10 protein-coding genes and 1 pseudogene are annotated in these 12997 nt (G+C 74.9%); 8 read left to right on the top strand and 3 right to left on the bottom strand.

Annotated features, from left to right (window positions below):
• Positions 1 to 27: 27 nt before the first annotated feature.
• Both ABTW87_RS03345 and ABTW87_RS03340 read right to left on the bottom strand, forming a co-directional pair.
• Positions 28 to 186: pseudogene (locus ABTW87_RS03345) on the bottom strand (SAM-dependent chlorinase/fluorinase); the annotation flags it as partial.
• Between the two features lie 3 nt (positions 187 to 189).
• Complete coding sequence (locus tag ABTW87_RS03340) at positions 190 to 687, bottom strand: GNAT family N-acetyltransferase (RefSeq protein WP_350648080.1); 498 nt, start codon at positions 685 to 687, stop codon at positions 190 to 192.
• A gap of 141 nt (positions 688 to 828) precedes the next feature.
• Between ABTW87_RS03340 and ABTW87_RS03335 the strand changes: the two genes are divergently transcribed.
• A complete protein-coding gene (locus ABTW87_RS03335) occupies positions 829 to 1377 on the top strand; it encodes a hypothetical protein (protein ID WP_350648078.1) in 549 nt (182 codons plus the stop codon).
• A gap of 12 nt (positions 1378 to 1389) precedes the next feature.
• Here ABTW87_RS03335 and ABTW87_RS03330 read toward each other — a convergent pair whose 3' ends face one another.
• Entirely contained in the window at positions 1390 to 5991 is a 4602-nt protein-coding gene (locus tag ABTW87_RS03330; RefSeq protein ID WP_350648076.1) for an ATP-dependent helicase, read from the bottom strand.
• 177 nt (positions 5992 to 6168) lie between these two features.
• On the opposite strand from ABTW87_RS03330, the gene ABTW87_RS03325 reads away from it, so the two are divergent.
• The 7 genes from ABTW87_RS03325 to mnhG all read left to right on the top strand — a co-directional run bounded on the left by ABTW87_RS03325 (position 6169) and on the right by mnhG (position 12894).
• Positions 6169 to 6567, top strand: a complete 399-nt coding sequence (locus tag ABTW87_RS03325; RefSeq protein ID WP_350648074.1) for a hypothetical protein — start codon at positions 6169 to 6171, stop codon at positions 6565 to 6567.
• A 294-nt stretch (positions 6568 to 6861) separates the two neighbouring features.
• Complete coding sequence (locus ABTW87_RS03320) at positions 6862 to 9696, top strand: Na+/H+ antiporter subunit A (RefSeq protein ID WP_350648073.1); 2835 nt, start codon at positions 6862 to 6864, stop codon at positions 9694 to 9696.
• Positions 9693 to 10163: a Na(+)/H(+) antiporter subunit C gene (locus ABTW87_RS03315; RefSeq protein ID WP_350648072.1), complete on the top strand. Its 471-nt coding sequence runs from the start codon at positions 9693 to 9695 to the stop codon at positions 10161 to 10163. The genes ABTW87_RS03320 and ABTW87_RS03315 overlap by 4 nt, the downstream gene beginning before the upstream one ends.
• 22 nt (positions 10164 to 10185) lie before the next feature.
• Positions 10186 to 11694, top strand: a complete 1509-nt coding sequence (locus ABTW87_RS03310) for a Na+/H+ antiporter subunit D (protein ID WP_350648071.1) — start codon at positions 10186 to 10188, stop codon at positions 11692 to 11694.
• Complete coding sequence (locus ABTW87_RS03305) at positions 11691 to 12290, top strand: Na+/H+ antiporter subunit E (protein ID WP_350648069.1); 600 nt, start codon at positions 11691 to 11693, stop codon at positions 12288 to 12290. The genes ABTW87_RS03310 and ABTW87_RS03305 overlap by 4 nt, the downstream gene beginning before the upstream one ends.
• Positions 12290 to 12553, top strand: a complete 264-nt coding sequence (locus ABTW87_RS03300; RefSeq protein ID WP_350648067.1) for an MrpF/PhaF family protein — start codon at positions 12290 to 12292, stop codon at positions 12551 to 12553. Before ABTW87_RS03305 ends, ABTW87_RS03300 begins: the two co-directional genes overlap by 1 nt.
• The gene (mnhG, locus tag ABTW87_RS03295; protein ID WP_350648065.1) at positions 12553 to 12894 is read left to right on the top strand and encodes a monovalent cation/H(+) antiporter subunit G; all 342 of its coding nucleotides are present in this window, start codon (positions 12553 to 12555) and stop codon (positions 12892 to 12894) included. Before ABTW87_RS03300 ends, mnhG begins: the two co-directional genes overlap by 1 nt.
• Positions 12895 to 12997 lie beyond the last annotated feature (103 nt).

The raw sequence follows: 12997 nt of genomic DNA, 5'->3' as shown, positions 1-12997 counted from the left end.
GCCGGCGGCGACGCGCAGCAGGTCGCCCGCCCTCACCGCCAGCCGGGCCGCGACCGGCGCGAAGACGTCCCGGCCGTGGAACGTGGCGGACACCCGCTCCCCGTGCCACTCGGGATTCGTCAGCTCCACCGCCGCGCGTACCCCGCCGAGCGCCGTCGCCGCCTCCAGGAGCAGCCCGTTGTCCGGAGGTCAGTCCGCCGCGGTGAACCGGCGTTCCAGGACCAGCTCGTCGTGCAGCGGGATGCCGTCCTCCCCGACCTCGGGGATGGTGGGCTTGAGCCGGCGGGCACGGTCCACCGCACCGGGATCGACGCCCACCAGGCGCAGCCCGCGTCGCTGGTAGAAGCGCAGCGCCCGCAGGTTGTCGTTCGTCGTGATCAGCCACAGCCGGCCCCGGCCCTGAGCCTGGGCGACCTGCGCGGCGGCGTCGAGCAGCGCGGTGCCCACCCCGCCGCCCGGTGTCGCCGCGACGATGCTCACCACCTCTAGGCCGTCGCCGTCGCCGTGGTGCACCAGCGCGCCGACGACGCCGCCGGAGCCGTCCACCGCCACCAGCGTCGGAAGGGTACGCAGGTCGTAACGGGTGTCGTGGGCGATGACGTACGGGCCGCCCCACTCCCGCTCGTGCAGCGCGTCCACCGCCGTCCGGTCCCGGGTCGCCGCCGGCCGGATGGTGAGCCCGTCCATGTCCCGTCCTTCCGCCGGTGCCGCGCCGGATCGTACCGGCCCGGGCCGCTGACCTGGGGCGCGCCGGAACCGGCGGATGTCGGACAGTCCACTGGCCGACCGGCCCATACCGCCCTGGGCGGGGGTTGGCAGACTGCCAGGGTGACCAACCGGACCCTGCCCGCCGTCGCGGTGCTCGCCATCGCCGCCGCCCTCACCGCCGCCTGCGGCGACGACAACGACAAGTCCTCCGGAGGCGCCTGGGGGGACGGTTCCCGCCCGCCGTCCGCCGGCGCCAACCCGCCGCCGGCACCCGGTCCGGGTGAGCCGGCCGGGCCGGAGGCCACCGGCAGCACCGAGCGCCGGCCCACCGCCAAGCCGAAGGCGCCGCTGCCGTCCCGCTCGAAGGGTGCGCCCGCCGCCCGGGAGGTCGTCGCCGCGTTCAAGGCCGCCGGGCTGAAGGTGACCAACGCGAAGGACCGGTCGGTCGACTGTGGCCCGGACGGGCTCGGCCTGGGCTGCTCGGAGCTGATCGCCACCGACGGGGTGACCGTGTACGTGTTCCCGGACGAGGTCGCCGCCCAGGAGATCGCCGAGACGTGGAGCGGCCAGTCGTTCCAGCGCGGCGCGGTGGTGCTCAACTACCTCGACGCGAAGACGCCGGCCGCCCAGCGCCCGAAGTACGAGAAGGCGCTCACCGAGCTGAGCTGACACACGCTCGCCTCAGCCGCGCAGGCGCAGACCGCGCGGGGTGGTGCGGAAACCGGCGGCGGTCAACGCGTCGCGCAGCGGCGACGAGTGCACGGCCTCGCCGTCGGCCCGCTCCACCGAGATCGCCCCGAGGGCTCCGCTGTGGACCGCGTCGGCGAGCGCCTTGCCGGCCGCGGCGAGAGCGTCCGCGTCGTCGGTGAAGGAGAGCAGCGTCCGGCCGCCCCGCTCGACGTAGAGCACGAGGTCACCGGCGGCCAGCACGACCAGTGCGCCGGCCTTGCGACCGGCCCGGTGCCCGGTCGCCGGTGCGGCGCCGTCGCCCGAGTCGACCACCCGTTCCGGCCAGGGCAGCGCCGCGCCGTACGGGTTGGCCGGATCGGTGGCGGCGAGGACCAGGGCGGGCCCGCCGCGGGTGCGCCCGCCGTCGGCCGGGTCGGCCAGCGCGCGCAGCCGGTCGACCGCCCCGGGCACCGCGAACTGGGCGGCTCCCAGCCCTTCCACGAAGTAGCCCCGGCGGGCGGCGCCCCGCTCCTCAAGTGCGGACAGCACGGGGTAGACCGCGGCGAAGCCGCCGGCCACCTGCTCGGCGACAACGGCGCCCCGGGTCACCACGCCGTGCCGCTCCAGCAGGACGTCGGCGAGGGCTGCCGCGCGCCGGGTCGGGTCGGTGTCCCGCTCGGGGAGGCGTGACCACCGGCCGGCGACCGTCGGCGGGCCACCGCGTGACGGCAGCGCCACCCGGCCCGGGCGCCGGTAGCGGGTGCGGCCGGCGACCGGGCGGGACCGGTGCGCGCCGCCGCCACCCAGTGCCGCCCGCAGCGGGGCGAGGGTGTCGTTGGTGAGGTGACCGGCCCAGACCAGATCCCACACGACCGCGGCGAGCGCCGCGTCGTCGGTTGCGCCGACCCGGTCCGACAGTGACCGGAAGAACAGCGCCTGGCCGTCGCCGAGGGCGTCGAGCACCGCGTCGTGCAGCGGCGTGCGGGCGAGCGACCCGTCGGGCGGCGGGAGCAGCAGCGGCGCGGCGTCCGCGTACGCGAGGGTGACCCAGCCGTCCCCGCCGGAGATCGCCCCGGAGCCGGCCCACACCACCTCGCCACTGGCGCACAGCTCGTCGAGCTGCGCGGGGGAGTAGTCGGCGACCCGGGCCGGCAGCACCAGCCGCTCCAGCGCGGACCCCGGCACGGCGACGCCCTGCAGCTGCTCGACCGCCGCGGCGACCGCCTCCACGCCGCGCGCCGACGAACCGACCTGCTGCCACCTCGGCAGGAACGTCGCCAGCGCCCGGGGCGGCACCGGCTCGATCTCCCGGCGCAGCGCGGCAAGCGAGCGGCGGCGCAGCATCCGCAGCACCTCGGCGTCGCACCACTGGGTGCCGACCGTGTCGGGCGCGAACTCCCCGGAGACCACCCGCCCGGCGGCGGCGAGCCGGCGCAGCGCCTGCTCGACCACGAACACCCCGAGCCCGAACCGGGCGGCGCAGGTCGCCGCCGCGAACGGGCCGTGGGTGCGCGCATACCGGGCGACGAGGTCGCCGAGCGGGTCGGCCACCGGTGCCAGGTACGCCTCGGCCACACCGACCGGCAGCGCCACGCCGAGCGCGTCCCGCAGCCGGGCGGCGTCTTCCACACCCACCCAGCGCTCCTCGCCGGCGATGCGGACCCGCAGCACCCGCCGGGCCGCCGCCAGCCCGGTCAACCACTCCTCCGGTGCCCCGCGCTCGGCCAGCTCGCCGGCGCTGAGGTCACCGACCACCCGGAGCAGCTCGACCACGTCCTCCGCGTCCCGGGGGCGGCGCTGCTCGGTGAGCCACCGGAGCTGGCGCTCGGTCTCGGCGAGCACCGCGGGGTCGAGCAGTTCCCGCAGGTCGACCCGGCCGAGCAGCTCGCCGAGCAGCGCGGAGTCCAGCGCGAGGGCGGCGGCCCGCCGCTCGGCGAGGGGAGCGTCGCCCTCGTAGAGGAACGCCCCGACGTAACCGAAGAGCAGGGAGCGCGCGAACGGCGACGGCTGCGGCGTCTCGGCCTCGACCAGGCGCACCTTCCGGGCGGCCAGGTCGCGCATCAGCGCGGCCAGCGCGGGCTGGTCGAAGACGTCCTGCAGGCACTCCCGGGCCGCCTCGAGGGTCACCGGGAAGTCCGCGTACTCCCGGGCGACGTCCAGCAGCTGGGCGGCCCGCTGCCGCTGCTGCCAGAGCGGCTGGCGGCGGCGCGGGTCGCGGCGGGGCAGCAGCAGCGACCGGGCGGCGCACTCCCGGAACCGGGCCGCGAACAGCGCGGAGGTGCCGACCGACTCCTCCACCAGTTGGGCGATCTCGTCGGGCTCGAAGATCACCACGTCGGCGCCGGGCGGCTCCTCCGCGGTGTCCGGCAGGCGGACGACGATGCCGTCGTCGGACGGCATCACCTGCGCGTCCACCCCGTACCGCTCGGTGAGCCGGCGGCCGATCGCGAGGGCCCACGGCGCGTTGACCCGCGCGCCGAGGACGCTGTGCACGGCGAGCCGCCAGTCGCCCAGCTCGTCGCGGAACCGCTCGACCACCACCGTGCGGTCGTCCGGCAGGGAGCGGGTGGCCGCCTGCTGCTCCCGCAGGTACGCCATCAGGTTGCCGGCGGCCCAGTCGTCCAGCCCGCCGGCGCGCAACGTGGCCACGGCGGCGTCGTCGCCCTGCCGCAGCAGGGAGCGGACCCGGGCGCCGATGGCCCGGCCCAGCTCCACCGGCCGGCCCGGCTGGTCGCCCTTCCAGAAGGGCATCTTGGCCGCCTGGCCGGGCGCGGGCGAGACCAGCACCCGGTCGGGGGTGATGTCCTCGATGCGCCAGGACGACGACCCGAGCAGGAACACGTCCCCGACGCGCGACTCGTAGACCATCTCCTCGTCCAGCTCGCCGACCCGCGCCGCCCGCTCCGCCCCGGCCAGGAAGACGCCGAACAGACCCCGGTCGGGGATGGTGCCGCCGCTGGTCACGGCGAGCCGCTGGGCACCGGGCCGGCCGGTCAGCAGGTCGGCGGCCCGGTCCCACACCAGGCGGGGACGCAGCTCGGCGAAGGCGGTCGACGGGTAGCGCCCGGAGAGCATGTCGAGCACGGCGTGCAGAGCCGTATCGGGGAGCTCGGCGAACGGCGCGGCGCGCCGGACCACGGTCGCGAGGTCGGCGACGCGCCATGGATCGAGCGACACCATCGCCACGATCTGCTGGGCCAGGACGTCCAGCGGATTGCGGGGGTGGTGCAGCTCCTCGATCGCGCCCTCGGCCATCCGTTCGGCCACCACCGCGCAGGAGAGCAGGTCGCCACGGTGCTTCGGGAACACCACGCCCCGGGACACGGCACCGACCTGGTGCCCGGCGCGGCCGACCCGTTGCAGCCCGGCCGCGACGCTCGGCGGGGCCTCGATCTGCACGACCAGGTCGACCGCGCCCATGTCGATGCCCAGCTCGAGGCTGGAGGTGGCCACCACCGCGGGGAGCTGCCCCGACTTGAGCGCCTCCTCGATGTGCTTGCGCTCCTCGCGGGAGACGCTGCCGTGGTGGGCCCGGGCGATCACCGCCGGCGCACCCGCGACCGCGCCGGCCTGCGCCATCAGCTCGGCCGGTGGCCGGGTGGCGGGCACGGCACCGGCGGCCGGCGTGGCATCGGGGTCGGCGAGCTCCTCGGCGGCCAGCTCGTTGAGACGGGCGCAGAGCCGCTCGGCGGAGCGCCGGGAGTTGGTGAAGACGATTGTCGAGCGGTGCGCCCGGATCAGCGCGAACACCCGCTCCTCCACTGCCGGCCAGATCGAGGCGCGACGCGGGCCGGGACCGCCGAGGTGATCCTCCGGCGGCTCCTGCTCGTCGAGGCGCGTCATGTCCTCCACCGGGACCTGGACACCGACCTCGATGGTCTTGGGAGTCGGCGGGGCGACCACGTCGACCGGCCGAGCACCGCCCAGGAACCGGGCGCACGTGTCGACCGGCCGGACCGTGGCGGACAGGCCGATCCGCTGAGCCGGCGCGGGCAGCAGCTCGTCGAGGCGCTCCAGCGACACCGCGAGGTGGGCGCCCCGCTTGGTGCCGGCGACCGCGTGCACCTCGTCGACGATGACCGTCTCGACGCCCCGCAGCGAGTCGCGGGCGGCGGAGGTGAGCAACAGGAACAGGGACTCGGGTGTGGTGATGAGGATGTCCGGCGGGGTGCGGGCGAAGGCGCGTCGCTCGTCGGCGGGCGTGTCGCCGGTGCGCATGCCGACGGTGATCCCGGGCGGGGTGTGGCCGAGGCGGGTGGCGGCCTGCCGGATGCCCGCGAGGGGAGTGCGCAGGTTGCGCTCGACGTCGACGGCGAGCGCCTTGAGCGGGCTGACGTAGAGGACCCGGCAGCGCCGGCGGGGATCGGCCGGAGCGGGCTGGCGGGCCAGCCGGTCCAGCGACCAGAGGAACGCGGCGAGCGTCTTGCCGGAGCCGGTCGGTGCCACCACCAGCGCGTTGCGGCCGGCGCCGACGGAGCGCCAGGCGCCGGCCTGCGCCGCGGTGGGCGCGGCGAACGCCGCGGTGAACCATTCCCGGGTGGCCGCGCCGAACGCGGCGAGCGCCTCGCCCGTCACCGGCTCATCGGCCGCCCGGCCGCCCGTCCCCTTCGCCACGCTCCCATCCTGCCCCGATGGTCCGACAACCGTCCGCGACGGAGGTGGGTCTGTCCCGCTCAGAGCCAAAAGCGACGGATATGGCGATGAATGCGTTAAGTCTTACTTAACTGCTTGCTTGTGACCCACAACATAAAGTAACTTCACTCGCGACGCGGCGCGGGGTGGAGGGGTCGGATGACGGTCGAGAAGCGGAGCGAGCCCGGCACCGACGTGCTCATCCGCAAGGTCGACAGTCATCTCGCCGCCGTCCGCGCCGGACTGACCGGTCCCGAGCTGGAGCTCGCCGAGCGCCTCGCCCACGCGCTACGGGAGCTGGTCGTGTCCACCGCCCGGGCCAGCGCCGCCGACCGGGGCCGGGTTCGCGCGGCCGTGCACTACTTCGTCCTGCGTCGGGAGAGCCGCGGCCGGCTGCTCTCGGTGCGCTCGCTCGCCGCCGCCCAGCGGGTCGTCAACCGGGTCGTGCTCCAGCTCGGCCGCCCCGACCTGCTTGTCGAGTCCCGCCGCGACCGTCCGGCCCCCGAGCCGGCTCCGCTCGCCGGCGACCTCGCCGACGCCGAGGTCGCCGCCCGCTGACCGCGCGGTCCACCGAAACCGACGACCACGCCGTCGTCGGCGGCGCCCGCACCGAGGATCTCGCCGTGGACGAGGGGCCACCCCGGCGAAAGGCACCAATTCCGGCAAAACAACCCCGGGTGCCGGTGATCTGACGTCTGATCGCACCTGGGGCACGGTTCGTCAGTCTCGGTCCACCCGGAGGCCGCCGGGCGGGCCGTCGACCACGCCCCAGATCCGACGCCGCCCACGCCGGGCGGTTCGCGTGGGGCGGACCGGCCCGGCGTGCCGCCGCCACCTCGACCGGGAGTGTGGGTGCTCGTACTGCTGATCCTCCACCTCGTGGCGGCGCTCGTCGCGCCGTCGCTCGTCCGGCGGTGGGGACCACGCGCCTGCTATCCGCTCGCCCTCGCGCCGGCCGCCGCCTTCGGCTGGGCGCTGGCCCGTACGCCCGCAGTCGCGCACGGCGGCGCGGTCGTCGAGACGTACCCCTGGATCCGCCAGCTCGGGCTCGACCTGGCCCTGCGGATGACCACCCTGTCCTGGCTGATGACCCTGCTCGTCGGCGGCGTCGGGGCGCTGGTGCTGGTCTACAGCGCCCGGTACTTCGGGCCCGGCTCGCTCGGCGTCGGCCGCTACGCGGCCGTCCTGGTGGGATTCGCCGGGGCGATGCTCCTGCTGGTCCTCGCCGACGACCTCCTGCTGCTCTACGTCGGCTGGGAGCTGACCACGATCTTCTCGTACCTGCTCATCGGGCACAGCACCGAGCGCCGGTCCAGCCGCTGGGCGGCGGCCCAGGCCCTGACCGTCACCACGCTCGGCGGGCTGGCCATGCTTGTCGGGTTCGTGATGCTCGGTGAGCACGCCGGCACGTACCGCTGGTCCGAGCTGTCGGCCGCCCGGCTGCCGGACGGTGCGACCCTGGTGACCGCGGTCCTGCTGATCCTGGTCGGGGCGCTGTCCAAGTCCGCGGTACTGCCGTTCTCCGCCTGGCTGCCGGCGGCGATGGCGGCGCCGACGCCGGTCAGCGCGTACCTGCACGCCGCCGCGATGGTGAAGGCCGGTGTCTACCTGATCGGGCTGCTCGCGCCGGTCCTGGCCGTCGTCGGGCCGTGGCGCCCGGTGGTCACGGTCGCCGGGCTGGTCACCATGGTCGTCGCCGGTTGGGCGGCGCTGCGACAGACCGACCTGAAGCTGCTCCTGGCGTACGGGACGGTGAGCCAGCTCGGCCTGCTCGTGGTCGTGGTCGGGGCGGGCACTCCGGAGGCCGCGCTGGCCGGCGTGGCGATGCTGCTCGCGCACGCCCTGTTCAAGGCGGGGCTCTTCCTCGTCGTGGGGATCATCGACCACGGCGCCGGCACCCGGGACCTGCGGGAACTGTCCGGCCTGGGCGGCCGGGCACCGCTGCTCGCCACCGTCGCGGTGCTCGCGGCCGCCTCGATGGCCGGCCTGCCGCCGCTGTTGGGCTTCGTGGCCAAGGAGAGCATCTTCGCCGCGTTCCTCGACCAGCCCGTCGTGCTCGCCGGGCTGGTGGCCGGCACCGCGCTGACAGTCGCCTACAGCGCCCGGTTCGTCTGGGGGGCCTTCGGCGGCCGCCCCGGCCTCGCGCCGACCGACGTCGGCCGGATCGCCGTGCCGATGCTGGCCCCGCCCGCGGTGCTCGCCGGCGTCGGGCTGATCGCCGGTCCCGCCGCCGGCCTTCTCGACGGCGCGCTGCGCCCGTACGCCGAGCTGTCCGGGCCGCTCGGCTCGCATCTCGCGCTCTGGCACGGCCTGAACCCGGCGCTCGCCCTCTCCGCGCTCGCCGTGGCCGGCGGCGCGGCGCTGTTCGCGCTGCGCGGTCCGCTCGCCCCGGTCCTGGCCCGGCTGCACGTGCCGGTGACCGGCAACCAGGGGTACGAGTGGGTCATCGGGCGGTTCGACCGGCTCGCCATCGAGGTCACCGGCGCCACCCAGCGTGGCTCCCTGCCGCAGTATCTGGGCACGATCCTGCTCGCCGTCGTGGTGGTGCCCGGCGGCTCGCTGCTGACGACCCGCCCGTGGCAGGAGCCGATCGCGCTGTGGGACACCCCGTTCCAGGTCGTCGTGGTGGCGGTGGTCTGCGTCGCGGCGGTGCTCGCGGTGGGCGCGCGGCGGCGGCTCACCGCGATGTTGCTGGTGGGCGTGACCGGCTACGGCAGCGCGCTGCTCTTCATGCTGTTCGGCGCCCCGGACCTGGCGCTTACCCAGTTCCTGGTGGAGACCGCCACCATCGCCGTCTTCGTGCTGGTGCTGCGCCGGCTGCCCCGGCGGTTCTCGGTCCGCCCGCTGCGGCGCAGCCGGTGGGTGCGTCGGGCCATCGGGGTCGTCGCCGGGCTGGTCGCGGCGGGCCTGGCGGTGGCCGCTGGGACCGCCCGGACCGCACCTGCGGTCTCCGACGAGTTTCCCGAGGCCGCGGTCACCGAGGGGTACGGGCGCAACGTGGTGAACGTGACCCTTGTGGACATCCGCGCCTGGGACACCATGGGCGAGTTGGCGGTGCTCGTGGTGGCCGCGACCGGGGTGGCGAGCCTCGTCTTCCTGCGCGGCCGTACCGGCCCCCGTCCCCGGCGACCGGACCCGTCCGCCGGGCCGGAGCAGCCGGGCCAGGGGGTCTGGCTGCGCGGCGGCAGCACGCTGAGCGAACGGCGCCGCTCGCTCGTGCTGGAGGTGGTCACCCGGCTGATCTTCCACACCGTGGTGGTCTTCTCGCTGTTCCTGCTCTTCTCCGGGCACAACGCCCCGGGTGGTGGCTTCAGCGGGGGCCTGGTGGCCGGGCTGGCGCTCGCGGTGCGCTACCTCGCCGGCGGCCGGGACGAGCTGGCCGAAGCGGCCCCGGTGAGCGCCGGCGTCGTGCTGGGCGCCGGCCTCGGGGTCTCCGTCGGCGCCGGCGTGGTCGCCCTGCTCGTCGGCGCCCCCGTGCTGTCCAGCACGAAGGTGGACCTCTGGCTGCCGCTGATCGGCGACTTCTACGTGGTCACGTCGCTCTTCTTCGACGTGGGGGTCTATCTGGTCGTGGTGGGGCTGGTGCTGGACATCCTGCGCAGCCTCGGCGCCGAGGTGGACCGGCACATCGAGGCCGCCGGCCGGGCCGGCGGCCTCACCGTGGACCGCGCCGAGGAGGGGTCGTGAGCGGGCCCTCACTGGTGCTGGTCGTCTTCGTCGGCGTGCTCGTCGCCTGCGGGGTCACCCTGTTGCTGGAGCGCAGCCTGACCCGGATCCTGCTCGGGATCATCCTGCTCGGCAACGGTGTCAACCTGCTCATCCTGCTCGGCGGCCGGTCCGGCGCCCCACCGGTGGTCGGCGCCGCCCCGACCGCCGAGATGAGCGACGTGCTGCCGCAGGCGATGGTCCTCACCGCCATCGTCATCACGTTCGGCCTGACCGCGTTCCTGCTCGCGGTGAGCTACCGCAGCTGGTACCTCACCGGGGACGACGAGGTGCCCGACGACATCGAGGACCGGCAGGTGGTCCGCCTGGCCGAGCGCAACGAGGCGCCCACCACCGACCTGGGCGGCGAGGGGTCGGGCGGCGACCCGGAGCAGGTCGACCCGGGGCTCGCCCGCCGCCGGGACCGGGGCGCGGAGGGCCCCGGATGACCGGGTACGCCGGGGGGACCCGGTGAGCCGGCTGGTGCCGCTGCCGGTGGTGGTCCCACTGCTCGGCGCCGCGCTGACCCTCCTGCTGGCCGCGTGGCCCCGGGCGCAGCGGGCGGTCAGCGTGACCTGCCTCGCCGCCACGCTGGCGGTCGCGGTGGCGCTGCTGGTGCAGACGTACCGTCAGGGGCCGATCGTCGCGGAGGTCGGCGGCTGGCCCGCCCCGGTGGGCATCGTGCTCGTCGCCGACCAGTTGGCCGCGCTCATGCTCGTGGTGTCGGCGGCGGTGACGCTGTGCGTGCTGCTCTACTCGATCGGGCAACGGCAGTGGGAGACCGGAACGACGGCCACGCCGGTGGCCATCTTCCACCCGACGTACCTGGTGCTCACCGCGGGCGTGACCAACGCCTTCCTCGCCGGCGACCTGTTCAACCTCTTCGTCGGCTTCGAGATCCTGCTGGCGGCGAGCTTCGTGCTGATCACGCTGGGCGGCACCGAGACCCGGATCCGCACCGGCTCCACGTACGTCGTGGTCAACGTCCTGTCGTCGATGACCTTCCTGACCGCCGTCGGGCTCGTGTACGCGGCGACCGGCACGGTCAACATGGCCCAGCTCGCGAGCCGCCTGGACGCGTTGCCCGACGGCGTACGGCTCAGTCTCCAGCTGATGCTGCTTGTCGCCTTCGGCGTGAAGGCGGCGGTGTTCCCGCTGTCGGCGTGGCTGCCGGACAGCTACCCGACCGCCCCGGCACCGGTCACCGCGGTCTTCGCCGGCCTGCTCACCAAGGTCGGCGTGTACGCGATCATCCGCACCGAGACCCTGCTCTTCCCGGACGGTCGGGTGGCCGGGCTGCTGATGGTGGTGGCCGGCCTGACGATGCTGATCGGCATCCTGGGCGCGGTCGCCCAGTCCGACATGAAGCGGCTCTTCTCGTTCACCCTGGTCAGCCACATCGGGTACATGATCTTCGGGGTGGCGCTCAGCACCGTCGCCGGGCTCTCCGGATCGATCTTCTACGTGGTGCACCACATCACCATCCAGACCACGCTGTTCCTGGTCGCCGGGCTGGTCGAGGTGCGCGCCGGCAGCACCGACCTGCGCCGGATCGGTGGGCTGTCCCGGGTCGCCCCACTGATCGGGGTGCTCTTCTTCGTCTCCGCGATGAACCTCGCCGGCATCCCGCCGTTCTCCGGCTTCCTCGGCAAGCTGGGGCTGTTCCAGGCGGGCGTGGCGGTCGGCGGCGTGCTGCCCGCCGTCCTCGTCGCCGCCGGCGCGTTGACCAGCCTGCTCACCCTCTACGTCGCATCCCGGGTGTGGAACGTCGCCTTCTGGCGGGCGCCCCGGCTGGACACCCGCGAGCCGACGGTGCGCCTGCCGGCGCTGATGGTCGGCGCGACCGTCGCCCTGGTGGTGCTCGGCCTGACCCTGACCGTGGTCGCCGGGCCGATCTTCGACGTCACCGCGGACGCGGCCGCCGACCTGCTCGACCGCACCCCGTACGTGCGGGCCGTCTACCCCGAGGGCACGCCGTGAGCGCGTGGAGCGACCCGGGCGGGTCGCGACCGGCGGGGTCGCCGACCCGCAACCGGGTCGCGCGGTGGCGCGACCAGTTGGTCACGTACGGCTGGCTGGTGCTGGTCTGGAACCTGCTGTGGGGCGCCTTCTCCTGGGTGAACCTGATCGGCGGGCTGCTCGTGGCCGCCGTGGTGCTGCTGTTCTTCCCGCTGCCGCCGGTCACCTTCGGCGGCCGGGTCCGTCCCCGCGCCCTGCTGGCGTTCCTGCTCCGGTTCGCCGCCGAACTGGTCGCCGCCAGCCTGCACGTGGCCCGCATCGCGGTGCAGCCCGGCTACGTCCCGTGCGGCGCGATCATCGCGGTGCGGCTGCGGGTGCGGACGGACCTCAACCTGGCGCTCACCGCCGAGGCGATCTCGCTGGTGCCGGGCACGCTGATCGTCGACGTGGACCGCGGCCGGGGCGTGCTCTACGTCCACCTGCTCGACGTGCACGGCCCGCGGGACCTGGCCGCGGGCCGGGAGCAGGTGCGCACCATCGAGCGGCGGATCGTCCGGGCGGTGGGCTCCGCCGCCGAGGTGCGCCAGCTCGACCTACCCGATGAGAGGGAAACCTGATGACCGTCGTCCTCGCCATCGTGCTCGCCGCGCTGTTGTCGTTGACCGCGCTGTTCACGCTGATCCGGCTCTACCGGGGCCCGTCCCTGCTCGACCGGGTGGTGGCAGCGGACATGCTGCTCGCCACGATGGTCGGCGCGGTCGGCGCCGAGGCGGCGGTCAACCGGCACGCGACCACGCTGCCGGTGATGGTCGTGGTGTCGTTGCTGGGCTTCATCGGTTCCGTCGCGCTTGTCCGTTTCGCCGTGCGGGACGAACGTTGATGCTCGCCACCGTCGCCGACTGGCTCGGGGCGGCCTTCCTGGTGGCCGGCGCCCTGCTCAGCCTCGCCGCCGGGATCGGGGTGCTCCGCTTCCCGGATGTGCTGGACCGGATGCACGCGGCCACCAAGCCGCAGACGCTCGGGGTGCTGCTGGTGCTGGCCGGTGTGGCGCTGCGGCTGCGTTCCCCGGACGACCTGGGGATGGTCGCGCTCGTGGGGCTCTTCCAGCTCGCGACCGCTCCGGTGGCGGCCCAGATGATCGCGCGCACCGCGTACCGCACCGACCACGTCGACCGCACCCGCCTGCAAGCCGACGAGCTGAAAGGAAGGGCCCCTTATTAACGCCTCCGGGGTGGTTTCAAGGGGTCGTTGCAACACGGTGGTTAGTTGGTGACGGCTAGGAGAGTAGCGAGGCGCTCGGCTGGGGTGTCCCAGCCGAGCGTTT

It is taken from the genome of Micromonospora sp. NPDC126480, from assembly GCF_040302465.1.
Lineage (GTDB): Bacteria > Actinomycetota > Actinomycetes > Mycobacteriales > Micromonosporaceae > Micromonospora.
The sequence above is the reverse complement of the archived record's forward strand: the minus strand, read 5'-3'. Positions and strand labels throughout refer to the sequence as shown.

Excerpts from the sequence above, each read along its gene's own strand:
- ABTW87_RS03340 (WP_350648080.1), bottom strand. The coding sequence starts at position 687 with ATGGACGGGCTCACCATCCGGCCGGCGGCGACCCGGGACCGGACGGCG.
- ABTW87_RS03325 (WP_350648074.1), top strand. The coding sequence starts at position 6,169 with ATGACGGTCGAGAAGCGGAGCGAGCCCGGCACCGACGTGCTCATCCGC.
- ABTW87_RS03300 (WP_350648067.1), top strand. The coding sequence starts at position 12,290 with ATGACCGTCGTCCTCGCCATCGTGCTCGCCGCGCTGTTGTCGTTGACC.
- mnhG (WP_350648065.1), top strand. The coding sequence starts at position 12,553 with ATGCTCGCCACCGTCGCCGACTGGCTCGGGGCGGCCTTCCTGGTGGCC.